Origin of the sequence: Brevibacillus centrosporus, from assembly GCF_046622605.1 — a bacterium.
In the GTDB taxonomy this organism is placed as follows: Bacteria; Bacillota; Bacilli; order Brevibacillales; family Brevibacillaceae; genus Brevibacillus; species Brevibacillus centrosporus.
Genome location: NZ_CP176856.1, coordinates 2402149 through 2426038 on the forward strand (window position 1 = coordinate 2402149; position 23890 = coordinate 2426038).

At 49.8% G+C, this 23890-nt stretch carries 22 protein-coding genes and 1 riboswitch; of the genes, 15 read left to right on the top strand and 7 right to left on the bottom strand.

Annotation, left to right across the window (positions count from 1 at the left end; all coding sequences use genetic code 11):
- Nucleotides 1–45 precede the first annotated feature (45 nt).
- On the bottom strand, nucleotides 46–615 hold the full coding sequence (locus ACLIN2_RS12330; protein WP_400582112.1) for a dihydrofolate reductase family protein: 570 nt from the start codon (nucleotides 613–615) through the stop codon (nucleotides 46–48).
- A 363-nt stretch (nucleotides 616–978) separates the two neighbouring features.
- Here ACLIN2_RS12330 and ACLIN2_RS12335 point away from each other — a divergent pair, with 363 nt between their 5' ends.
- The 5 genes from ACLIN2_RS12335 to ACLIN2_RS12355 all read left to right on the top strand — a co-directional run bounded on the left by ACLIN2_RS12335 (nucleotide 979) and on the right by ACLIN2_RS12355 (nucleotide 5110).
- The gene (locus ACLIN2_RS12335) at nucleotides 979–2847 is read left to right on the top strand and encodes a stalk domain-containing protein (RefSeq protein ID WP_411504172.1); all 1869 of its coding nucleotides are present in this window, start codon (nucleotides 979–981) and stop codon (nucleotides 2845–2847) included.
- A gap of 3 nt (nucleotides 2848–2850) precedes the next feature.
- Nucleotides 2851–3372 (top strand): shikimate kinase, encoded by a 522-nt coding sequence (locus tag ACLIN2_RS12340; protein ID WP_092268093.1) that lies wholly within the window; start codon nucleotides 2851–2853, stop codon nucleotides 3370–3372.
- A gap of 62 nt (nucleotides 3373–3434) precedes the next feature.
- Nucleotides 3435–3596, top strand: coding sequence for a YqzE family protein (locus ACLIN2_RS12345; RefSeq protein ID WP_092268094.1), 162 nt, complete (start codon nucleotides 3435–3437; stop codon nucleotides 3594–3596).
- Between the two features lie 33 nt (nucleotides 3597–3629).
- Nucleotides 3630–3884 (top strand): YkuS family protein, encoded by a 255-nt coding sequence (locus ACLIN2_RS12350; protein ID WP_411504173.1) that lies wholly within the window; start codon nucleotides 3630–3632, stop codon nucleotides 3882–3884.
- A 290-nt stretch (nucleotides 3885–4174) separates the two neighbouring features.
- Nucleotides 4175–5110 (top strand): cation diffusion facilitator family transporter, encoded by a 936-nt coding sequence (locus tag ACLIN2_RS12355; protein WP_092268096.1) that lies wholly within the window; start codon nucleotides 4175–4177, stop codon nucleotides 5108–5110.
- Nucleotides 5111–5188: 78 nt separating this feature from the next.
- Here ACLIN2_RS12355 and ACLIN2_RS12360 read toward each other — a convergent pair whose 3' ends face one another.
- The 3 genes from ACLIN2_RS12360 to ACLIN2_RS12370 all read right to left on the bottom strand — a co-directional run bounded on the left by ACLIN2_RS12360 (nucleotide 5189) and on the right by ACLIN2_RS12370 (nucleotide 8996).
- Complete coding sequence (locus ACLIN2_RS12360) at nucleotides 5189–6049, bottom strand: hypothetical protein (protein WP_310228115.1); 861 nt, start codon at nucleotides 6047–6049, stop codon at nucleotides 5189–5191.
- A 110-nt stretch (nucleotides 6050–6159) separates the two neighbouring features.
- Entirely contained in the window at nucleotides 6160–7257 is a 1098-nt protein-coding gene (locus ACLIN2_RS12365) for a YqhG family protein (RefSeq protein ID WP_411504174.1), read from the bottom strand.
- Between the two features lie 20 nt (nucleotides 7258–7277).
- Nucleotides 7278–8996, bottom strand: coding sequence for a DEAD/DEAH box helicase (locus ACLIN2_RS12370; protein ID WP_092268099.1), 1719 nt, complete (start codon nucleotides 8994–8996; stop codon nucleotides 7278–7280).
- A gap of 219 nt (nucleotides 8997–9215) precedes the next feature.
- Nucleotides 9216–9310, top strand: a riboswitch (glycine riboswitch).
- Between the two features lie 356 nt (nucleotides 9311–9666).
- Here ACLIN2_RS12370 and gcvT point away from each other — a divergent pair.
- The 4 genes from gcvT (at nucleotide 9667) to ACLIN2_RS12390 (ending at nucleotide 14783) form a co-directional block, all read left to right on the top strand.
- Nucleotides 9667–10770 carry a glycine cleavage system aminomethyltransferase GcvT gene (gene gcvT, locus ACLIN2_RS12375; RefSeq protein ID WP_092268100.1) on the top strand — a complete coding sequence of 368 codons (1104 nt, stop codon included), beginning with the start codon at nucleotides 9667–9669 and terminating at the stop codon, nucleotides 10768–10770.
- Nucleotides 10771–10810: 40 nt separating this feature from the next.
- Nucleotides 10811–12163 carry an aminomethyl-transferring glycine dehydrogenase subunit GcvPA gene (gene gcvPA, locus ACLIN2_RS12380; protein ID WP_092268101.1) on the top strand — a complete coding sequence of 451 codons (1353 nt, stop codon included), beginning with the start codon at nucleotides 10811–10813 and terminating at the stop codon, nucleotides 12161–12163.
- Entirely contained in the window at nucleotides 12156–13625 is a 1470-nt protein-coding gene (gcvPB, locus tag ACLIN2_RS12385; protein ID WP_092268102.1) for an aminomethyl-transferring glycine dehydrogenase subunit GcvPB, read from the top strand. The genes gcvPA and gcvPB overlap by 8 nt, the downstream gene beginning before the upstream one ends.
- A gap of 90 nt (nucleotides 13626–13715) precedes the next feature.
- Nucleotides 13716–14783 carry an undecaprenyldiphospho-muramoylpentapeptide beta-N-acetylglucosaminyltransferase gene (locus ACLIN2_RS12390; protein WP_411504175.1) on the top strand — a complete coding sequence of 356 codons (1068 nt, stop codon included), beginning with the start codon at nucleotides 13716–13718 and terminating at the stop codon, nucleotides 14781–14783.
- Nucleotides 14784–14954: 171 nt separating this feature from the next.
- Here ACLIN2_RS12390 and ACLIN2_RS12395 read toward each other — a convergent pair whose 3' ends face one another.
- Complete coding sequence (locus ACLIN2_RS12395) at nucleotides 14955–15380, bottom strand: 2-oxoglutarate dehydrogenase E1 (protein ID WP_411504176.1); 426 nt, start codon at nucleotides 15378–15380, stop codon at nucleotides 14955–14957.
- 492 nt (nucleotides 15381–15872) lie between these two features.
- On the opposite strand from ACLIN2_RS12395, the gene ACLIN2_RS12400 reads away from it, so the two are divergent.
- Entirely contained in the window at nucleotides 15873–16703 is an 831-nt protein-coding gene (locus ACLIN2_RS12400; protein WP_092268104.1) for a lipoate--protein ligase family protein, read from the top strand.
- Nucleotides 16704–16769: 66 nt separating this feature from the next.
- On the opposite strand, the gene dat is transcribed toward ACLIN2_RS12400, so the two are convergent.
- Nucleotides 16770–17621: a D-amino-acid transaminase gene (gene dat / locus ACLIN2_RS12405; protein WP_310228110.1), complete on the bottom strand. Its 852-nt coding sequence runs from the start codon at nucleotides 17619–17621 to the stop codon at nucleotides 16770–16772.
- A gap of 151 nt (nucleotides 17622–17772) precedes the next feature.
- On the opposite strand from dat, the gene ACLIN2_RS12410 reads away from it, so the two are divergent.
- The 3 genes from ACLIN2_RS12410 (at nucleotide 17773) to ACLIN2_RS12420 (ending at nucleotide 21277) form a co-directional block, all read left to right on the top strand.
- A complete protein-coding gene (locus ACLIN2_RS12410; RefSeq protein WP_411504177.1) occupies nucleotides 17773–17928 on the top strand; it encodes a hypothetical protein in 156 nt (51 codons plus the stop codon).
- Nucleotides 17929–18042: 114 nt separating this feature from the next.
- Entirely contained in the window at nucleotides 18043–19395 is a 1353-nt protein-coding gene (locus tag ACLIN2_RS12415) for a M28 family peptidase (protein ID WP_411504178.1), read from the top strand.
- 256 nt (nucleotides 19396–19651) lie between these two features.
- Nucleotides 19652–21277 (top strand): PAS domain-containing sensor histidine kinase, encoded by a 1626-nt coding sequence (locus tag ACLIN2_RS12420; protein WP_411504179.1) that lies wholly within the window; start codon nucleotides 19652–19654, stop codon nucleotides 21275–21277.
- A 42-nt stretch (nucleotides 21278–21319) separates the two neighbouring features.
- On the opposite strand, the gene ACLIN2_RS12425 is transcribed toward ACLIN2_RS12420, so the two are convergent.
- Nucleotides 21320–22336 carry a hypothetical protein gene (locus ACLIN2_RS12425; protein ID WP_411504180.1) on the bottom strand — a complete coding sequence of 339 codons (1017 nt, stop codon included), beginning with the start codon at nucleotides 22334–22336 and terminating at the stop codon, nucleotides 21320–21322.
- A gap of 159 nt (nucleotides 22337–22495) precedes the next feature.
- Between ACLIN2_RS12425 and ACLIN2_RS12430 the strand changes: the two genes are divergently transcribed.
- Complete coding sequence (locus tag ACLIN2_RS12430; protein ID WP_411504181.1) at nucleotides 22496–23059, top strand: NADPH-dependent FMN reductase; 564 nt, start codon at nucleotides 22496–22498, stop codon at nucleotides 23057–23059.
- A 169-nt stretch (nucleotides 23060–23228) separates the two neighbouring features.
- Nucleotides 23229–23657 (top strand): transcriptional regulator MntR, encoded by a 429-nt coding sequence (gene mntR, locus ACLIN2_RS12435; protein WP_092268110.1) that lies wholly within the window; start codon nucleotides 23229–23231, stop codon nucleotides 23655–23657.
- The last annotated feature ends 233 nt before the right edge of the window (nucleotides 23658–23890 follow it).

A 23890-nucleotide genomic window follows, 5' to 3' on the forward strand; every position in this document is an offset into this window, starting at 1 on the left:
TTGAACTATCGTACCCGTTATAGTGGAACACCTTGTTCGGCGCGACTATTTCTCCAACTCATAGCGGGTCGCGATAATGCCCGACTTGAGCATTCGGCTGGATAGCAGCTTGAGCCTGATTTTCTCGACGCCGTCGCCGAATATCGATTTTCCGCTGCCCAGCACGACCGGACAAATCGTCAGAAGAAATTCGTCTATCAGACCGAGATCAAGCAGCGTCTTCGCTGCCCCCGGGCTGCCGAAGATAACGAGGTTTTTGCCAGGCTGCTCCTTGAGCGCCTTGATTTCCTCTGCGATTTTGTCCTTGATCAGCATCGTATTGTTCCATTCAGCCTTGTCCATCGTGCCGGAAATGACGATCTTCTTAACATCCTGCACCCATTTAGCATGCTCCATGTCGTGCCTCGACGCATTCGGATTTTCTAGCACCGTGGGCCAATAGCTCTCCATCAGCTGATACGTCGTACGTCCGTAAACGGGTGAGCCGACTTCGGCTACGACCTCCTCGGCATATTTCTCTAATTCCTCGTCGTACGGAATCCAACCCAGTCCCCCTTTCGAATCTGACACATACCCATCCAGCGACACATGCATGAACAATACAAGTTTTCTCATGTCTGCTTCTCCTCCGATTTCGATTTATCTTTTTCGATTTTTTGGACGTTGTCCTGTGTTTTTGTCCTGTTGCTACGTTCACTATAAATCATGACGTTACGTAAGCTTCAAGGGGGAAACTGAATTTTTTGCAAACAACAGTGTTGCACAAAACTTCCCGTTCTCTTAAGTACCTGCCAGTCTATAACTTTATTATTCAGTCTAATGCTATATTATTTTAGTCTAAACTATATTATCTCTGGACATTTGGTCGACAAAATAAACCTTTTCTTTACAGAATCTCCCGAATTTCTACTCAGGTTGACAAGGATTTGCTATTATAAAAAAAACGAATGCTTGCCGCCGAGCGATTTGAGGGTTGACATGAAAAAAATTCAACAAACGAGTTTATTGGTTTGCATCACGATTTTAATCCTGTTTGGTTCAGCAGGAATCGTTTTTTACTGGCCTACGATATCTCAGGTGCTGGCAGAAGCGATGAGCAAATCAACAGGAGAAGAACAGATCGGGGCAGATCCGTTTTCTTATGATCCGCCGCTGCCTTCCTATGTAAAAGACCTACATCCGAAATACCACATACAGGCTGAACTGCATACGTCAGACGCAAAAATAGCCGGTAAAATGACTGTGGAGTTCGATAATCCGAAAACCAAGGATATCCGCTTGTACGTTTATGACTATCTATGGAACCGAATGAGTGTGAAATCGATCCGATATAAGGATAAGCCGCTTGCTTTCGACCGAGAGACAACAGCCATCAAGCTTTCGAACCCGTTTGGAGCAGAGCTGCGTGGGGCGCTTGCGATTGAGTTTGAAAACCCGGTACCGCGTAGAGGGACCCGTTTTGGGGTCAAAGATGACATCTGGACATTGACGACATGGTACCCGATGCTGGGCGCGCAAAACCAGCAAGGAAAATGGTACGATCCTCCCCTGCGCATCGATTACGGTGATCCGTTCATTTATCATTACGCGGATTACGACGTGACCTTCGTCTCGCCTCAAGGCTACAACTGGGTGAGCTCCTGGGGGCGGGGTGTCAGCACTCCGCTGGATGGAAGCAGGCAGCAGGTACGCTATCAGGGGAAAAAGCTGCTGAATTTTGCGTTGGTGGGAAGTCCTCTTTATCACGTGGAAACGATCACGCTCGGTCAAAACCTCTCCGTGGATATCGCCTCAGTGGACAAGGGCAACATCGAGAGGATCAAAACGATTGCCCAGTCGGTATTCCCTACCTACGCGGATTGGTACGGAAATCTGCCGTATCCACATGTAGCCATTGCCGAGACGAGCACGGGGACTACATACGCGATGGAGTATGCCAATATGGCCATTTTCAAGCGAGATATGTACCAGCGAAATCTAATCGATCATTGGCTGCCGCATGAGATCGCCCATCTGTGGTGGTACAACAGCGTGGCTACGCTGGAAGCAACACACGGCTGGCTGGACGAGGGCCTGGTAGAGGTCAGCGTGACGCATTATTTGCAAAAACGCTACGGGAACCAAGCGGCTACCTCCCTGCTGGACGAGTATGCGAGTGACTCTCAGCGTTTGGGGCAGCGCTATCCGGGTGGAAAGCTGGACAAGCCGCTGCAGAAGTTTGCTACAGAAGAAGAATTTCACTGGACGTGGTACTCGCGGGGAGCACTGCTCTTTGACCACTTGAGACGTCAGATCGGCGACGAAGCTTATAAACAATTTTTGCATAAGGTGCAGCAAAATTATCATGGCAGTGTCATTGGTGCTGAGCATCTCGACCAGGCATTAGGACAAGCCTTGCGAGGCGAAGCGGTATATTTCCGTAAATATACGCAGGCTCTCAATACAACAGCGTTTGGGCCGGTACAATTCGAGCCATATGTAACTACCTTTATTAACGGAATGAGCTTTTATCCGTCCATCCCCGCAAGAGTGACGAATCAAACGGCCTACATTCCTTTGCGGGAAGTGGGGGAACGTATGGGGCTTTCGGTGGAATGGTCCAAAGAGAAGCAGATGATTGAGGTATCCGGAAATGGGCGTGTAGCCTACCTCAAAGAAGGCGACTCTTTTGCATGGGTAGCAGGTAAGCGGGTAGATCTGGGTAAGCCCATCCGTTCGATCAAAGAGCGTACGATGGTTCCTATGGCGTTCTTCCGATTGGCGATGGATTTTGAAAGCGTGTATGACGCGCAGGAAAGAACAGTAAAAATGGTGACGCGCAAGGCATCCGGAAAGGCGGGAGAATAATCCATGAAAAACGTGGTGCTGGTTGGATTTATGGGAACGGGCAAGACAACCGTAGGAGCGGCGTTGTCAGAGGCGCTAGGAATGACTCAAATCGACCTGGACGAAGAGATCGTGAGAAGAGAAGGCAAAAGCATCCCTGCTTTGTTCGCTGAACAGGGGGAACCGTACTTCCGGGATGCTGAAAGCAAGTATTTGGCCGATTTGCTGGAGCATGGTCCTTGCATCCTGACCACCGGGGGAGGAGTCGTTCTTCGTCCGCAAAACGTTGAGGTCATGGTCCAAAAGGGCTTGGTCGTGGCTCTGTCCGCATCCGAGGAAGAGCTGATCAAGCGGTTGGAAAACGATACAGGCCGTCCGTTGCTGGCAGGAGGAGTGGCACAGCGCGTGCGTACGCTGCTTGCAGAGCGTGCTGGCGCTTATGACTTCGCACCGATCCAGATAGACACGACGGGGAAAAGCCTGACCGCGATCGTAGAGGAAATAAAGGGGCTTTTGGTTGAAAACGAAACAGGCGGGGAAGACTAGGAATGAAGCGCTCCGCCGCAGGGAAGACGGCGTGAATCCGCACGACAAAGGAGGCACGTACCATGTCTTTTCAGGAGTATTTAAAATTTCTGACCAGATTGTTTGTCCAGTACATGGAAACCCCGAAAGATGAACGGCGTCAGCGGAAGATGCCGCGGGAATCCTGGTCGTCCCGCTGGTTTGGGGCGATCCCCATGTCGATAAAGCTGTTATGGCGTAAATAACCCCATACCTGGAAACGTGGACGGAGGATGCATATGGCGAGAGTCGCAGTAGAACAATCTCTATCCCAAATCAGCAAGATGCTGCGGGATAACGGGTATGATGTCGTCGATTTGGGTAACTGGCAGCAGGTTGTAGATGCTGTCATCATTACAGGACAAGATGTGAATGTGCTAGGTGATGAAAGCAAGACCATTACGGGCGCCCCTGTCATCAATGCGGAAGGTATGACTGCCAGCGAAGTGTTTCATGCGGTTCATGAGCGATTGTCCCCGACAGAGCATCGCTAAAGCAGGGAAAAAGCCGCGACAAAAGACAAGCTCTCCACCGTGGATACGGCAAGGGAGCTTGTTTTATTTTTTGTCTATGACCATTTTCTGTCTATTCAGTTAACGATTTTGTCGATAAAGATTCTCAAAACCTCTTGACAGATAATGATTTTCAATATGAAGATCCATAAAATGTCCATTTGTAAAATAGGAAAAAGGCGCATACAATAAAAATAAGTATTTGATTAAAATTATTCTAAATAACATTCATTCTCTGTGAGACATGAATCATAGAAAGCAGGTGCGCAATTATGTACGATTATCATCATCTTCCTCATGTGAAGGAACAATCCAAATCAAAGAAAACATTGTGGATCACTCTCTTTTTGACACTGTTTTTTACGATCGTAGAGATTATAGGGGGAATTGCCTCCAATTCACTCGCGTTGCTGTCTGACTCCGCGCATATGATTTCCGATGTGCTGGCGCTGGGACTCAGTATGCTGGCGATCTATCTGGCTACGCGCGAGCCCGATGCCAAACGTACTTTTGGCTATCTGCGCTTTGAGATCATCGCCTCCTTCCTGAATGGCTTGGCGCTGGCCATCATTGCGATTGGAATTTTGGTGGAGGGCATTCATCGCTTTATTCAACCTCAAAACATTGATTTCAAGCTGATGCTGATCATCTCCACCATCGGCCTTATCGTGAATCTGGTGTTGACACTCGTTTTGTCGCGCAGCATGAAAGAGGAAGAAAACTTGAATGTGCAAAGCGCGTTGTGGCATTTTATCGGGGATCTGCTCAGCTCGATTGGAGTCATCATCTCGTCCGTGCTCATTTATTTTACAGGCATGTACTTCTTTGACCCGTTGATCAGTATGGTGATTGCTGTGATCATATTCATCGGCGGAGCCAAAATTATTCGAGAATCCTTCTTGATCCTGATGGAATCGGTGCCGGAAAAGTTCGACCTCGATGAAATCCGTTCTGAAATCTCCAAGATCGAAGGCGTGGAGGATGTGCATGAACTGCATTTATGGGCCATTTCCACCGAGCACTACTCGCTTACTGCCCACGTATTTATTCATGACAACATTCAGACGTTTTGCGTCATTTTGGCGATTAACGAAATGCTGAAGGAAAAGTACGGGATTACTCATGCAACGATTCAGGCGGAGCACGCTTCCTTCCATAACCATGGGGAATACGGAAAGCATTTTCTCGAGACACACCCCGCCCATTAACGAAGCGAAGAACCACAAGAAAAAGGATAGAGCGGCTGAGTGAATTCAGTGCTCTATCCTTTTTTGTTTTTTGGAAATTTACTGTACCGGCATCGCTTGAGCAGTTTTGATGTGAAACGTGCCGACTTTATGGGCGTACGAGTAAGGGACGAAACGCAATCCTTCATCCCAAACCCCGACATAGGCATTTTGATCGTTCCACAGGTGGAGAGAGCCGACAACGAAAGGAGCAAGCACACGAGAATGGTACATCGGTACGGTCAATGTAACTGGCCCCGCCTCAGATTGCTGCTGCCAGAGCTGCCCCAAGCTCACATCTGAAGCGGAATACAAATCATACACCCAGCTGATCTGATCGAAGGGGCTTGCCTCTTCGGAACGCAGCACCCTTGCTTGTGTGAGACTCTGACCCTCGGCTGCAAGCTCATCCACGGATAAGGAGTTCATTACCGCTTCATTCGCGGTGAAGTCTGTCGGGTAGGATTCACCCGTTTTCGCATTTACCATTTGTGCGGCAGGGTTTTGAGTCAGCAGCCAGTGGGAAGCGAATCCGTCATAGACGGGCTCAGCAGCGATTTCGCGTGGAGCAAAAGCGTCATCGAACAAAATGTACTCGCCTACCCCATATTCCATCAGAACGAATTTTTCAGCACCCTTCGGGGAGGGCAGCTCGCCGACGACGAGATAGCCGACCTGCTTTCCGTTTTGGCTAATGCTGACAAGCCATTGATGTTGACCTGCTCCCAATGTTTGAACGTCGATTTTTGCATTTTGCCATAGCTTGAATTGGGCATCGCGGGTTGCGATCGTGTCCATCCACGAGTGAATTTGCGTCTGAAATTGTTTGTCCCAGCCGCCTTCCCCTTCTGCATGGGCAGGAGTGAGATACACGAGCAGGGAAAACAGCGCGATAAAGAACGGAACCAAGCGTCTGGTCACTTGCATGCACCACCTTTTGCAAAGGCTTTCTACGTTCCTATTGTAACCAGGTATGCCAAAAAGATTTGTTGCAACTTGTCTTTTCCTTGTCATCTTTTCTCGCACTTCTTTTACAGAATTCGTCCGGATACGAGGGATTTGGATGCGTTTTTCCCTCTTGGCGTCGAGTTGGACGGAGGGGTAGACGACAGGTAAAACAGGCCTCCGTTGATAAACTGCACCTCGATTCGCGGCTCGTACTGCCAGGTCAGCTCGTCCATGCGACGCTGCCGTTCCTCATCTGGTGTACTTTTTCGCCATTCCTTCTGATTGACTTCTTCTTTAGGGGTTTCATGAATGCCGTTCGCACGTAAAAAGTCGAGGATTCTTCCTCCCGAAGCTCGATATTCGTCAAACGTCTGCACTTGTTCGACAGGAGGGGAAGTAGGAGCGGCAGGAGCTTCCACCTCCGGGATTATCTCGACATTTTCCTCCACTTCTTGCTCGTCTTCTTCTTTCTCCGCAGATTCGGGCTCGCGCCGGGCAAGCTCTTCGTAGTAGGCTGAGAGAATTTCCAGTTCTTCTTGCAGACGAGCTTTGGCTTCCTCTGCCCAGGTTTGGTCTTCTAGCTCCAATACATCTGCTACCGTCTTTTCTGCCATGCTGAGTGCCTGAGGAACGGTGATCCGTCGATCCAAGGTGTAAAAGTAGTCCGGGATCGTCGGAGTGAGCGGCAGGCTGAATAAAAACGAAGTGAAATCATGGATCACTTGCGGTTTGTGAAGATTGATCCCCAGGTAGAGCAGGATGTCTCGCTTCTTGTCACAGAGGAGGGAGATTTTCAAATTTAGCCCCAGCCAAGGCACCAGCGGCGTCGAGCGGCGCGTTCCTCCCAGCACCCCGCCCTTTTGCTCATACATGCAAAGAAAGCGGCCATGCTTTTGGGTAGAAGCAAAGATCTGCTGCATGCGCGCGGCTCCGAGATGGAGGTATTCTGCCCGCTTCCCTTCAGGAATACGGTCAGGGTGAAAGGCAAACGTCATCACTAATGGCTGGTAAGCGATATTCATCTTTTCTACCCAGCTCCAATAAAACGGGCGATTTCCGATATCTTTGTCTACCTCGACGGGGAGCTTGACGGTCAAGTAATCGGGATGGGATTCGACGATATGGGCAGAAAAGGAGGCGAGATAGCGCTCCACAAATTGTCGAACCTGCTCTTGCTGCATAGGAGAACCTCTTTTCGTGTTTATTGGTCTGCGGCTTCGGATAGAGGTGATGAAGTCCGAGCCTGCGTCTGCCGGATGGCACGAATGGCATGTCCCATATTGTCCAGCTTGAGAGCCATTTCTCTGGACGAGCGGGAATCCATGATGATCTGGATGAGATTTTCTTCGAGCGAATGGTTGAGACTGAGACGCTCCACGATGTCATCCAGCTCTCCGATTACCATCTCGAACAAATCGATTTTTTCATAGAGCAGATTTAGGATATGCTCTTCAATTGTACCCACGGTAGACAGATTGTGGATATGGACATCCCGTTTCTGACCGAGTCGATGGACGCGTCCGATCCGCTGCTCGACGCGCATGGGGTTCCAGGGCATATCGTAGTTGATGACCTGGTTGCAAAATTGCAAGTTAATGCCTTCCCCACCTGCTTCCGTAGCGATCAGGACTTGGGCGCGGTTCTGAAACAGGTCGGTCATCCAGTCCTTTTTGCTGCGTTTGAAGCCGCCGCGAAAGGGGACAGAGGTGATGCCATGGTCATGCAAATACTTTTGAAGATAGTTTTGGGTGGCACGGTACTCCGTAAAGATAATTACCTTGTCGTTGATGTCTTGAATCAGTTCGACAGTTTTGGCGGCTTTGGAATGCGTGTCGATCTGCTTGATCATCTCGACGAGCTCCATGATTTGCTCGCGCATCACAGAGTTCTCAGCGGTGCGCTGATGCATATTGTATAAGGTCATGAAGGCCGCTTCCTTGCTGGAACAAACCTCGCGCTGCAAGGTGATCAGCGACAGCGAGTTAAAACCGCCTGCTCCGCCTGTGATGCCGGTATGGTACTGCTCTCGAACGAAGCGGGTTACGCCATCATAGAGAGCCATTTCTTCGGCAGACAGCTGAATGGGCACAGATTGTACGCGGCGGCTGGTGAATTGAATCCCGCCATCGCTTCGCTTGTTGCGGATCATGACCTTTTCGATTTCTTCCCGCAGCTTCTCACTGTTTTTGGATTGGCGTTTGCCTTCGACGTAATTGGAAGAGAACGTCGCGTTATGTCCCAAATGACCAGGTTTGAGCAGATTGATCAGGTTGTACAGCTCGTCCATCTCATTTTGAATCGGCGTTGCGGTCAAAAGCAGGCAGTATTTCTTGCGGATTTCCTTCACGAACTGGTAGTTGCGCGTGCGCTTGTTTTTGAGCTTGTGTGCTTCGTCAATGATCAGCATGTCATAGTCGATATCGAGGACGTGGCGACGATGTGGGTCTCGTTTCGCCGTATCGATGGAAGCCACGACGACATCATGCTGCCGCCACATGTACTCCTTTTTTTGGGCGACAGCGGCGATCCCGAATTTTTGATACAGCTCCTTCGTCCACTGAATCACGAGGGAGGCGGGGACCAGCACCAGGATCTTTTTCGCCAGACCGCGGACCATGTATTCCTTCATAATGAGTCCGGCCTCTATCGTTTTGCCTAATCCTACTTCATCCGCCAAAATGGCACGTCCGCGCATTTCTAGCAGGACTTTCTCCGCCGTTTGGAGCTGATGAGGAAAAGGAGACAAAAGAGGCAGATACTTTAAGGACTGCAGCTGGTCAAACTCGCGCACGGCCATGGCTTCTTCGGCCTCCAGAGCCAGTTTAAACAGCTCCCACTTGTCCCAAGGTCCGTCCTCCTGCATGCGCTCCGCAAGCGGATCGAGCCAGCTGGTGTCGAAGGTAAGAGGAATATTCGGCATACGTATAGCTCCTTTGCATGTCTGTGCCATATCTTACATAACGAGAGGAAAAAATCTTAACGTTTTTATTTTGATAGATCATTTTGTTAAGTATTTCTTAAGATGACTGTGAATTTGCATATTTTCAAGTGCGTACTCTCATGGTAGGATATAGAGGAAGTTCACTTGTTAGTATGGAATCATATGAAAAACTTATGTATGACCACAAATCCAACGCGAATGATAGTAGCAGGGAGAGACTGCCGATCGAGGCAGCGCCGAAGGAGCAAGCCGGTAACGGTGAATCTCTCAGGCAAAAGTACCTCTACTGGACGCAACTCTGGAGAGAGCTCAATTCGGAGCCACCAAAGGGGAAACTTGCAAGCGAGGTGTTCCCCGCCTCGCTTGATATGCAAGGTAACTCTCAGGTACCAAGGACAGAGGAGGAGAAATGGGCACCATTACTTGGTGTACCCATTTTTCCTCCTCTTTTTTTACGTGTAGGAATTTATAAGCGTAATGCTTATGAATTCTGGAGCGCATGGAAACTTTCCGCTAAAACGCGGTCGCTCCTCCATGAGATGGCCTCGACAGAGGTTTTCTTATGCGGAAAAACGTCATTCGTTTTTCCAGCTTGGATGTTATTCGCGGGGAAAAACGCCAACCCAGTTGGCTATCAGGAGGTGCCGATATGTCCACATTAAAAAGAACACCGCTGTTTGATTCTTATGCAAAGTACGGTGGGAAAACTATTGACTTCGGTGGCTGGGAATTGCCTGTTCAGTTTTCCAGCATCGGTCAAGAGCACGAAGCAGTCCGGACAAAGGCTGGTCTGTTCGATGTTTCCCACATGGGAGAAGTGGATGTAAAAGGAGAGAACGCACTGGCTTATCTCCAGCGCGTCACAACCAACGACGTGTCGAAACTGGCGGTTGGTCAGGCACAGTACAGCGTGCTTTGCTACCCGGATGGAGGCACCGTCGACGACCTTCTGGTGTATAAATACGCAGATGATCACTACCTGCTGGTCATTAATGCTGGCAATATTGACAAAGACTACGCTTGGCTGCAAGAGCATCTGATCGAAGGGGTTACGATTGAAAATATCTCTCCTCAAACCGCTCAGCTTGCGATCCAAGGTCCATCGGCAGAAGAGATTTTGCAAAAGCTGACGACGACAGATTTGTCTCAAATCGGCGTGTTCCGCTTTCAATCCGACGTATTGGTCGATGGAGTTCCTGCACTGGTTTCCCGTACCGGGTATACGGGTGAAGACGGCTTTGAAATTTATCTGGCTGCAGACCAAGCAGCAAAGCTCTGGGACACCCTCTTGGCTGCAGGTGCTGAAGAAGGCCTGGTTCCATGCGGTCTCGGCGCTCGTGATACTTTGCGCTTCGAGGCAAAGCTCCCTCTCTACGGACAAGAGCTGAGCCAAACGATTACTCCGATCGAAGCGGGTATCGGCTTCGCGGTGAAGGTCGACAAAGAAGTGCCGTTTATCGGCCAAGAAGTATTAAAAGCGCAAAAAGAAAACGGTGCTCCGCGCAAGCTGGTCGGCATCGAAATGATCGACCGCGGTATCCCGCGTACGCACTATCCGGTTTATGCTGGGGAAGAGCTGATCGGAGAAGTAACGACAGGAACACAATCGCCGACTTTGAAAAAGAATGTGGGTCTGGCGCTGATCAAAACAGAGCATGCCGCTCTGGGAACGACACTCGAAGTGGAAATTCGCGGAAAACGACTGAAAGCGCAAGTGGTTGCCGCTCCTTTCTATAAACGTCCGAAAAACTAATGGCAATGCCTATTTCCCATACTAAAGGAGGACTACGTTCGTGAAATACCGCTACCTGCCACAAACTGATCAGGACAAGCGCGAAATGCTGGAAACACTCGGCATTTCCAGCATAGAAGAACTGTTTTCTGACATCCCAGAGGAAGTGCGCTTCAAAGGTGCGCTTCAAATCCCGGAAGCACTCTCTGAGCCAGAGCTGGTCAAATACTTTACCGGCCTGTCCAATAAAAACGTCAACTTCAGCACACACGTAAACTTCCTGGGTGCCGGAGTCTATCAGCACTATACGCCAAGCACAGTCAACCACATGCTGCTTCGCGGGGAATTTTTCACCGCGTATACACCTTACCAGCCGGAAATCAGCCAAGGCGAGCTGCAAGCGATTTTTGAATTCCAAACCATGGTTTGCGAGCTGACAGGCATGGAAGTAGCGAACTCCTCCATGTATGATGGCGCCACTTCTTTGGCAGAAGCTGCCATGATGGCTGCTGGACATACTGGCAAAAAGCGCGTAATCGTCTCTCGCGCCGTACATCCAGAAGCACGCGGCGTTCTGAAAACGTACGCGTACGGCCAAAACGTTGAGTTGGTTGAAGTTGGCATCAACAGTGACGGCGTGACGGATCCACAAGCGCTGGAAGCTCTGATCAACGACAGCACAGCAGCTGTGATTGTCCAATACCCGAACTTCTTCGGCAACGTAGAGGATCTGTCTGCGATCGAATCCATCGCACATGGAAACGGCGCACTCCTGATCACTTCCTCCAACCCACTTGCTTTGGGCGTGCTGGAGGCTCCAGGAAAGCTGGGCGCAGACATCGTTGTAGGCGACATGCAGCCATTCGGGATTCCGGCTTCTTTTGGCGGACCACACTGCGGTTATTTTGCAACCACTACCAAGCTGATGCGTAAAATGCCAGGTCGTATCGTCGGTCAAACGAAAGATGAAAATGGCAAGCGCGGCTTCGTACTAACGCTGCAAGCTCGTGAACAGCACATCCGTCGTGAAAAAGCGACTTCGAATATTTGCTCCAACCAGGCGCTGCTCGCTTTGGCAGCTTCCATCACCATGACGGCACTCGGCAAGCAGGGTGTTCAGGAAATGGCGATGATGAACCTGCAAAAAGCGCACTATGCCAAACAAGCCCTGCAAGCAAAAGGGCTGGAAGTTGTTTTCGCATCGCCGTTCTTCAACGAATTTGCCGTGAAGCTGTCCAAACCAGTAGCAGAAGTAAACAAAAACCTGCTTGCTGCAGGCATCATCGGTGGCTACGATCTGGGACTGGATTATCCAGAGTTTGCGGACCATATGCTCCTGGCGGTAACAGAACTGAGAACGAAAGAAGAAATTGACCAACTGGCGCAGGAACTGGAGGCGATCACCCGTGCATAAAAACCAGGAGAAAGCACTGATTTTTGAAATGAGCAAACCAGGCCGTGTGGGTTACAATCTGCCTGAATTGGATGTGCCTGAGGTAGAGGTAGCCAGCCTGCTGCCGAAGCATCTCATCCGGGAAACACCTGCGGAGCTGCCGGAAGTATCCGAGCTGCAGCTCGTTCGTCACTACACCGAGCTGTCCCGTCGCAACCACGGGGTAGACAACGGCTTCTATCCGCTCGGCTCCTGCACCATGAAATACAATCCGAAAATCAATGAAGATATTGCCCGTTATCCTGGCTTTGCTCAGACGCATCCTTACCAACCGGAAGAGACGGTACAGGGCGCACTGGAGCTGCTCTACAACCTCCAGGAAGAGCTGGCTGAAATCACGGGCATGGATAAAGTGACTCTGCAGCCAGCAGCTGGTGCCGCAGGGGAATGGACAGGTTTGATGATGATTCGTGCTTACCACGAGAGCCGTGGGGAAGGACATCGTACAAAAGTCATCGTGCCAAACTCTGCGCACGGTACCAACCCAGCTTCTGCAGCTGTTGCGGGTCTCGATACAGTAACGATCCCGTCGAATGAGCGCGGCTTGGTAGACATTCAAGCGCTGCGTGATGCAGTTGGGTCTGACACCGCTGCCCTGATGCTGACCAATCCAAACACGCTTGGTCTGTTTGAAGAAGATATTGTGGAAATGGCACAAATCGTGCACGAAGCAGGTGGACTCCTGTATTATGACGGAGCCAATGCAAATGCGATCTTGGGTATTGCCAGACCAGGGGATATGGGCTTTGACGTGGTGCATCTCAACTTGCACAAAACCTTTACGGGTCCTCACGGCGGTGGCGGACCGGGTGCAGGTCCTGTCGGGGTCAAAAAAGTACTCGAGCCATTCCTGCCAACTCCAATCGTGGAGAAAAAAGAAGATGGCACATTCTACTGGGACAGCAACCGTCCACAATCTATCGGCCGCGTAAAAGGCTACAACGGAAACTTCGGTATTCTGGTTCGCGCGTACAGCTACATTCGTACGATGGGTCCAGAAGGCTTGCTGCAGGTATCCCAAAACGCAGTGCTGAACGCGAACTACATGATGCGCCGCCTGGCTACGGCTTACCATCTGCCGTTTGATCAGGTCTGCAAGCACGAATTCGTCTTGTCTGGCGTGATTCAAAAGAAATTGGGTGTTCGTACACTGGATATTGCAAAACGTCTCCTGGACTTTGGCTACCATCCACCAACAATCTACTTCCCGTTGATCGTCGACGAGTGCCTGATGATCGAGCCAACCGAGACCGAAACCAAAGAAACACTGGATGAGTTCATTGACGCTATGCTGCAGATTGCCCGTGAGTGCGAGGAAACTCCGGAACTCGTACAGGAAGCGCCACACACCACTGTGGTAAAACGACTGGACGAAGCAACAGCTGCCCGCAAACCGATCCTGCGCTACCAGCCGCAAGCTTAATAGCCAAGAGGAGCGAACAACCGCCTGATCATTTGGGCGGTTTTTCTTTCCATTTGGCGATGTTATGATGTGGGGTATGGGGGTGTCGGGATGAAAAAGCGAATTGTCTTTACCGGCGGTGGTTCTGCAGGACATGTGACCGTCAATCTTGCGTTGATTCCCCATTTTCTCGAATCTGGCTGGGAGGTCGCCTATATTGGCTCCACAAGCGGAATAGAGAAGGAACTGGTAGCCGGGCTGGCAGGAGTTCAGTACGTCGGGATTTCCACCGGGAAGCTGCGGCGTTATTTTGACTGGAAAAATGTCACGGATCCGATGCGTGTCGCCAAAGGAATCGGGGAGGCCTTTCTCTTTTTGCGAAGGTGGAAGCCGGACGTGATCTTTTCAAAGGGGGGCTTCGTTTCGGTGCCGGTGGTACTAGGGGCGTGGATGAACCGATTGCCTGTGGTCATACACGAATCGGATCTGACCCCAGGGCTCGCCAACCGATTGTCCGTGCCGTTCGCGAGCAAGGTTTGTGTGACCTTTCCAGAAACGGTCCAGCATCTGCCGCAAGCAAAAGGGGTGCATGTAGGAGCTGTGATCCGCGATGAGCTCTTGAAGGGCTCTCGGGAGCATGGTATCTCCTACTGCGGTTTTACTCCCAAAAAGCCGATTCTGCTTGTGATGGGAGGTAGCCTGGGCGCACGACGCATCAATGAAGTCATTCGCTCTCAGCTGTCTGCTCTCCTGGAGAGCTATCAGGTTGTTCATATCTGCGGCAAAGGTCAATGTGATGATTCCATTAAAAGGGCAGGCTATCGCCAATACGAATATGTCAAAGAGGAGCTTCCTGATCTCTTGGCTATGGCCGACATGGTCGTATCCCGGGCTGGCTCCAATGCTATTTTTGAATACTTGGCATTGCGAAAGCCGATGCTCCTCATTCCTTTGCCCAAAGCTGCCAGCCGCGGGGATCAGATAGTAAATGCGCGGTCGTTTGAAAAAAGAGGCTTTTGCGAGGTTCTGCTGGAGGAGGAGCTGACAGAATCCACGTTTCTTGCAGCACTGAAAAAGCTGGAGGAAAATCGATTCCAGCTATTGAACCGGATGAAGGAAGACCCTCACACCGATTCTTTGGTGAAGGTCATCGCTTTGCTTGAGCAAACAGCAGGGTAAAGGTGATAAAAGAAAATAAACCATTAGACTGAAAAATAAAGAATTTAATTTCAACGAACATATGTAACCGTTCTATACGTGTTGTGGTGAAAAAAGATCTAAAAACTGAATAGCACCCTAATAATTAAGTCAGTGTAATTTATTCTGCCGATAAGTTTTATCTAAAAATTGTTATAAATTATATTCCCATAGTCCTAGTTTTCCTTTCGCTGGAATAAACTCATCCAGTATCTGCATGTCCTGAACTTCCCAAGCAAAACCTCCCACTTGAAAGTCACCTAAAAAATAGTCATTACCTGATACGATTCTTCCATCCTCCAGGATTGAACTCGTCTGGTTGTTTTCAGTCACCATCAAACAATTTTCCAGCCTGCATACCGCAATGATCATGCCAGTTGGAAGGTTCTCTTTTGTGTACCCATGCTTTCCAAGCAACGCCTGGATTGCTACATGGTTGCAGACAGCCTTATCTATTTTTTTACTTGTGTGAATCGCCAATTGCCCTCGATAATTCGTTCTCCATGTCCTTGTTTCATATTTGGCCTCACGAAGGACAAAAAGACTTGCCCAAGGCTGAATCATTGATAAAACCTTCATTTTAACGGCCTCCAACCGATAAAAGTTTACTTTGTTTATAGAGTTTCCCTGCAGAAAAATTTTATCAGCATAGACATTGAAGAAACATCCATTTCTAATTATGGGAAACCACATTGTTTTTTTTCGTTAGATAAATTAATTAATGCAACCTTATTATCATTTTCCTTGATTTGCAGAATCGCATACCCTTTAACAACGGCGGGTTCATGATCTGATCCTCGTAACTCGAACAGTTGTCTTGGCGCGTACTCTGTAGGTACGCGCCATTATATTGAATCGATATAGGCGGCTTGACATACTTTGTTACGCTAGCGGGGTTTGATAGCGGAATAAACACAAAATGAGGCTGCCGATTATAAACCGGCGGCCTTCGATAAACTAAGCCAGTCTAACACTTTATTATCCGTCAACAAAAGGAAGCCCACAGAGGTATTGCCGATTCTCGAGGCAGAAGGCTACAATGTATGCGTAGTGATGAGGGAGGTACATAGAATGGAACAGTGGCGTTATATCGTGACGGAAGCGATGTCTCCCGCGATGAATATGGCAGTGGATGAAGCGATTTTGCAGTTGCACAGTGAAGGCAAAGTACCGCCAACTGTCCGTTTTTACACGTGGAAGCCAGCCACGCTGTCGATTGGCTATTTTCAAAAGGCAGTCAAGGAAATCAACATGGAGGCTTTGCATGAGAGCGGTTTGGGGTTTGTGCGCAGGGCGACAGGGGGACGTGCGGTTCTGCACGATAAAGAGCTCACCTACAGTGTGATCGTGTCCGAGGACCATCCCAAGATGCCTTCCAGCGTGACAGAAGCCTACAAGATCATAAGTCTTGGGCTGCTGCACGGTTTTCAAAATCTGGGACTGAAGGCAGAGATGGTGTCGCTCGCCAGTGAAGAAGAAAAAGAGAAGTACAGCTCTCCTGGCTCGTCTGCTTGCTTTGACTCTCCTTCCTGGTATGAGCTCGTGGTAGAAGGGAAAAAAGTAGCAGGCAGTGCGCAGACTAGACAAAAAGGCGTCATCCTCCAGCATGGCTCCATCCTGTTGGACATGGACGTAGAGCTGTTGTTCTCCCTGTTGAACTTCCCGTCTGAGCGAGTCAAGGAAAGAATGATGGACAGCTTCCGCCAGAAAGCAGTCACGATCAACGAAGTGAGCCCGCGTCCGATCGGCTTGCAGGAAGCGATCGCAGCATTTGGGCCGGGCTTTGCATCTGGTTTGGAAGTAGAGCTCGTGTCAACGGAGCTGACCGCAGAAGAGCTGGCGCTGGCAGAAGAGCTGGCCCGCACGCGATATTCGACTGATGAATGGAATTTGCGACGCTAGCATTACCCGCACCAGAACAAAAGAAGCTCCCGAGGCCATCGAGATGACCAAGGGAGCTTTTGCTGTTTAGACTAGTACGCTCTCGTTGATGTGCTGCTCAAACAGGTCTTGCAGCTTCAGGGAAAGGGGGCCAACTGCGCCGGTTCCCACGGGCTGTCCGTCTACAGACACCAACGGCATGATTTCAGCAGTAGTGCTGGTCAAGAACACTTCGTCAGCTTGCTTCAGGAAGTCTGTGGTAAAGGCTTCCTCGTGAACAGGAATGCCATTTTCCTTTGCGAGGTCGATGACGACTTGGCGCGTGATACCGTGCAGGATCATGTTGTCTGCCTGATGAGTGTAGAGAGCGCCATTTTTAACCGCAAAAACATTCGCGGAGCTGCATTCGGTCACGGTACCGTTCCGGTGCAGGATCGAATCCTGAGCGCCCGCGTCCTTTGCGTACTGTTTCACGAGAACAGCACCCAAGAGGTTCAGTGTTTTGATATCGCAGCGAAGCCAGCGGATATCCTCGATCAATTGCGCAGTCATTCCCTTTTTCATATCTGCCAGAGGGCGTGCTTTCGGACGGGCAAAAGCCATGAGGACAGGCTCAGTCTTTTCTGGTATATCGTGAACGCGAGGGGAAATGCCGCGAGAGACTTGCAGATAGAGAGTTGCATCCACATCTTTCGTGATGTTGTTTTTCTCCAGCAGCTGCTGGGCGAGCGTGCTCAGCTCATCAGCAGTCCAAGGCAGCTCCATTTTGATCTCCCGTGCACTTCTGAACAAGCGGGTGAGGTGAGCATCCCATTGATACATCTTGCCTTTGTAGATCCGCACAACCTCGTAAATCCCGTCTCCAAAGTTGTAACCTCGATCCTCTGGATGAACGGCTACTTCCCCTTCTTCTACCCATTTTCCACCTACATACAGCATGGTGAGTCCTCCTTCGGTCAGTTCAAGAATAATGATGACAGGAATGAATTGCTAGAACAATCTGCAATTGCCCTACTTACGAACAATTGGTTGCTAACCCTTCCAGCGCTTTTATGACTCAACCTTAGCAAATCGACACAGGAGGGTCAATTTGAAAGTAGCGAAAAGGCTATCAATTATTTCGTCAGAAAAAGCCGAGTCTATAAAGAAATATAATGCTGTCGGAACGCCTCCTGAAAAAGCAAGAATCGACGGTATTTCTGATTCGACAGCGGTCGGAAGGAAGAATAGGGGGAAGGAAAACTAAAGCTGTCGTCCGCTGGCGTGGGATGAAAGTATTTGACTAACTATTCTGACTAGACGCTGTTTGCAGCAACGGCTCATAATAAAAAGGCAAAGAGGACGTAAGGAGGGAACTGCCGTGCGACCGTTACGAAATTACTCGCTGACTGCCTTGCTAGCCAGTGGGCTGCTACTGCTGCCGTTGCCCTTCTTCACAGAGGCAAATGCCCAATCGGTACCTGAATGGATCGATGCAGATACGCTATACGAGCATGTGGAAAAATTGTCGCGTACACCGCGGCCACCTGCTACGGAGTCCGAGTTTGCAGCAGCTGTTTATGTAGAGAATCAGCTTCGTGCATACGGCTATGAAACCGACTTGCAGCCTTTTTACTACTACACCTATCGCCAGCCATCCAGTCTAACCCTCTCTGTGGAGGGATGGAAGGGCTCTGCGTGGGATGTGCGCAGCTTTACATACGGTCCGAACGGGACAGGAACAGGAGAGCTGGTAGACAGCGGCTTTGGAACGGCTGCTGACTTTCAGGATGGGAAAGCAAGAGGAAAAATTGCGTTGGTAAAAAGAGGGCAGACGCCATTCGGGGAAAAAGTGCGACAGGCAGCTGCTGCCGGTGCTGTGGCAGTCATCATCTGGAACGATCGGGATGACAATCGGAAGGCAACTCTTGGAGAACCGCTTGATATGTCTGTTCCCGTGGTTTCCCTATCAAAAGAGCAGGGGGGCAGATTGCAGGAGGCGCTAAAAAAGGGAACGCTCAAAGGAATCGTAAAGGTAGACGGTGGATTAACGACCAGGCAAACCTCGTACAATCTCGTGGCATCTCGAAAGCCGAGCCAGGCGGGAACAGGACAAACCGTGCTTGTGACCGCTCATCATGACAGTGCAGCGAAATCGCCAGGTGCGAACAACGGGGCTTCCGGTGTTGCAGCCTTACTGGAGGTAGCGAGGATGCTAGCGGAGCGACCGATCGATACGGAGGTGCGCCTGGTGAGCTTTGGCTCGACCTCGACAGGGGAGAGAGGACCAGCTGCATATGTAGAATCCCTCTCGGATGCCGATAGACGGAAAACCATCGCCGCTTTTTGTCTGGATGCTGTCGGGAGCAGGGAGGCGGGAAATCTCACGGTAACCGATGAGCAAGGAACGAAAAATTTGCCTGTCTCCCTGGCAGAGAGCAGCGGTGCCGTATTCTCTACGGTTTGGAATGATCGGGGGGAGAAAACAGGTGATCATCTGGCTCTCACAGATGCAGGCATACCGGCAGCCCTTCTCACGAGAGCACCCGCAGATACATGGCGGGATCAACCAGAGGACACAGTAGAAAAGATCGACCGTGAGCGTCTCGCAGAGGCTGTTCATGTTGTGTTTTCCGCGGTGACCCAAATAACTGACTTTGCATCACCTGCCTACAGGGAAAACGCTGACGGCAGTCAAAGCGGGAAATCAACGGAATCAGAATCAACGCAATAGCAAAGAGAGTGAAAAAGCGTCCTTGAAAAGGGCGCTATTTTTATTGGCTCGAACGAGAGAGCGTGTGTGTCGAACAATGTCGAGTGACAAGGAATGGTCACGAACTTAGAAAAGTCGTATAATTTTTAAGAGTCCTAAAAAAGTTCTCCATTATCTGATTTTTGTGAATGAGCGTCACGGATTATACGACATACTTCCTAGCTATCCATCCTCACATAAAGCCGAAGTTCGCACACCAAAGATCGTGGAGGTCGTAATGAATCGCATTGGGTATCATCCTTTATTCATTCTTGTTCTATTCCTCGCGGGGTGGTTCCCGTTCACTCTTTATTTGCTCGCGTCGAATAAACAGCTGATCAACACACCGCATCTCAGTGTCATTCCTGTAATTCTAGGCGGGGGAATCATCTGGCTGCTGTATGGGAACTGGCGCACCTTTCATCGGGGCAGGCAGGGAGGAGCCGACCTGGAGCAAACGCGGGAGCTATTGGAAGTCTTGCTGCAGCATCCCACTGATGCGATCGCGATCATGGATGCAGAGGGCAGAATTGAGCGTATCAATCACGCCTACGCGGAGCTGACGGGATACACAGAAGAAATGCTGCTCGGAAAAAAACAGCCGCATCTACATAAAAAACGAAGTGAAGATATTCAAGCGATGTACACCCAGGTTTTGCAAGGCAGTACCGCCAGTGGTTGTGAAACGTGGGTACACCAGAACGGATCGCCGCTCGCGGTTTCTTATACGTTGACCCCCGTTTTCAATCAGAGGGGAGAGGTCGTACGGATAATCGGATGCTCTCGAGATTTGACAGAGCGAAAAAGAATCGAGCAGGAGCTCAAAGCGAGTAAAGCCAATTATCGCCTGATTACAGAAAATATGTCGGATATGATTTTTGTCTATCAGCCAAGTGGCAACGTTCTGTACGCATCTGCTTCCCACACGAAGCAGCTTGGTTACCCCATCCATGAGCTTGTCGCGATGAAGCCGGATGAACTCGCCGGTTTGATTCATCCAGACGATCTGGCTATGGTCGCAAAGGTTTTCACTCGGAATTGGGAAAAGTGCAGCGGGACGACGATTGTGTTTCGGATCCGACATCAGGAAGGACACTGGATCTCGATCGAATCCAGGTACAACCCCATTCTGGATGAAGCGGGAAGGCTCGACAGTGTCATGATTGTCTCTCGGGATGTCTCCGAGGTCATGCACACGAAAGAGCTGCTCCGACAAACTGACAAGCTCTCTGCGATCGGACAGCTTGCCGCAGGTATTGCGCATGAAATTAGAAATCCGCTAACGGCCTTGAGAGGGTTTGTGCAGCTACTGCAAGCCTCGCTAGCTGACCCGCGCTACTGCGAAATTATGCTGGCAGAGCTGGACCGGATCAATTTTATCGTGAGCGAGCTGCTGGTTTTGGCCAAGCCTAAGCAGATGAAATTCCAGGACAAAAAACCGACGCAAATCATCTATGATGTCATCTCCTTGCTCGAAAGCCAGGCAAACATGAACAACGTCATCTTTCACGACCATCTCGAGAGGAGCCTGCCGACTATTTCTTGTGATGAAAATCAATTGAAGCAGGTCTTCATTAATGTCTGCAAGAATGCGATTGAGGCACTTCCAGAGGGGGGAGATATCTACGTGGAAAGCTCGAGACTTGCCGCATCACGTATCCGTATCAGCATCCGTGACACAGGGAAAGGGATCGATCCAATCCGTATACCACGTCTGGGAGAGCCGTTTTATACGACGAAGGAAAATGGAACAGGACTTGGCCTCATGGTCAGCTATCGCATTTTGGAAGAACACGGAGGCAGTTTAACGATCGAGAGTGAGCCGGAAAAAGGAACGACCGTACATATTACGCTGCCTGTATAGGTAGACGAAGACCCCTGGAGTCTATTTGCCCAGGGGATCCGTTTATTTGGGAGCTTGGCGTTTCCAGATGAAGCGAATTAACAGGCTGAGGCCGCAGTAGGTAGTACCCGAGGCAACGAGCGACACACTCCAGCTTAACGCCATGGGGAGCAGGGCAAAAAGGGCAAGAAAGGACAGCATCACCAGGAGCAGTGGCAGGAGATGAAGATCATGGCGGTCTGTGATAGGCTCGGCGAGCGCGTACAGGATTGCTGCGATGAGGACGCCCCCATGAAAGAGGGAAAACAAGCCGAGCAGCCAGTCACCCTTGGGGATCAGCTGCAGCATGATCAGCTTGAATGGCGATGCAGAAGCATGAACATCGTGCCAGTAAGACAGCAAAATCGCATGTCCGGTGATCAGAAGGAGAAAGAACAGCAAGGAGCCGATGCCAACCCCGAGTCGAATGGATTGGTGGTGCGCGACATGCTTTACCAAAGGAATGGCTACAGCCAGGCAGAGCAAAAAGTGCAGTCCTACGTACAGCAGGGCATGAACGATCCAGTTCAGGTTCATCTGATAACCGAGATTGGGGATCGGAACATGGGGTTGTTCCAGGAAGATCACTCCGAACAGCAGAAACCCTGTAGCGAGGGAGACAGACATCCCGGTAATCAGCCATGACCAGCCCTTTTGCAGCCAAACAATGGCGACAAGCAAGGGGACGAGGACAAAGAGGAGCGGGGAAGCTCCAGCTGGTGCCTGCATCGCAAACTGTCCCGTAATGACGCCCGCATACGCTAATAAAAACAAATGAGTAAGAACGGAAAGCGTAGGACCAAACGCTTCCCCGAACCAGTGCAAAAATAGCTCGTGCAAGGAACGGATATGGGCACGATAACAAATACTCAAAACAGAATAGCCAAACCATCCGAGGGCAAGACTGGCGAGCACCACCCCGATCGTTCCCCAAGAACCGAAATAAGCAAAGAATCGCAGCCACTCATATCCACCCAGATACGTACCCCCAAGGGCAGCTCCTGCAAAAAGAACGGCGATTTGCCAAGCGCCTTTGTCCATAGGCATCATCCTTATTTCCAGCTTGGTACAAGTGTATGAGGATGCAAGGCTTGTTCAGAACCGAGGATACTAATTAAACTTTAATGTTTACTATTTATGGTAAATTGCATATAATGGATAAGGACAACAGGTAAATAAGTGAAGACGAGGTGACGTTTCGTGAAAATTGTAGGAATTTCCGGGAGCATGAACGCCGACTCCACTACGAAAAAGGCTGTGAGCATCGTTCTTGATGCAGCAAAAACGGCAGGTGCAAAAGTAGAGCTGATTCATCTGGGTGAGTGGCCAATGCCTATATATGACAATCGCGAGGAATCCTCCACCTATCCAAAGGTGGTTCATGATTTTATCCAGAAAATTACGGAAGCAGACGGGCTGGTCATCGGTTCACCCGAGTATCACGGTACGATGACAGGGGCGCTGAAAAATAGCTTGGACTTTTTGGAAGGTCGCCATTTGCGGGATAAGCAGGTCGCCATTATCGGAGTTGCAGGGGGAAGTATGGGGGCAACCAATACAGTCAACACATTGCAACTCATCATGCGCAATTTGCATGCATGGCCGCTTCCTGCAAGTCCGAGCATCCCCAATGCTTACAATGCATTCACACCGGAAGGTAAGCTAAAGGACGAGCGTCTGCAGGCCCGATTTGAATTGCTGGGCAAACAACTTGTCCAGTACATCCAATCGATGAACCCGCAAACGGAAAAACAGGTCCACTAAGGCAGGTTCCCCTTGCAAATCGTTTTCATTACGCGGTATTATATTTCTACGTGCTTTTTTGTACTATACGGAAACGATAGTATATGAAAAATGATGGCTTGCGCTCTTTGGCGAAAACCCGATTTTTTTTGAAGGACGTCAGAAATACGGTTTGAAATGAGGGGTTCACATGCCGACGCCGAGTATGGAAGACTATTTGGAACGCATTTACAGCTTAATTGAAGAAAAGGGCTATGCTCGTGTCTCCGATATTGCTGAAGCGTTGGAAGTACATCCCTCTTCGGTTACGAAGATGGTACAAAAGCTGGACAAAGACAAATACCTTGTCTACGAAAAGTACCGTGGTCTTGTTTTGACGACAAAAGGGAAAAAGATAGGCAAACGGCTCGTTGATCGTCATAGCCTGCTGGAAGAATTCATGCGGGTGATTGGTGTCGATGAAGATCATATTTATCAGGACGTGGAAGGGATCGAACACCACTTGAGCTGGGAGTCGATCACTTGCTTGGAATATTTGGTTCAATACTTTCAGGCAGATCCCATCCGGATGGAAGAGCTGCGGCGCATTCGTCAGGAAGATGAGCAAAAAGAAGAATAGCATAGGTGGGGAAATGAGAGCGTAGGCCGCGATGTGGCTTACGCTTTTCTTGTGCAGAAAAAACGTAAAAGATTCCGAGCCTGTATACGTGCTACATAGCGAGACTTCGAACGAAGTGAGAAAGCAAGACTTTCTTGGCGCAGTCAAGCTTTCGTATAGAAATGCTCGGCAATTCCGAGTTTTCTAGTCGTAATGGATAGGCTATCCCCCTATATTTGGTAAAGAGACTAAGA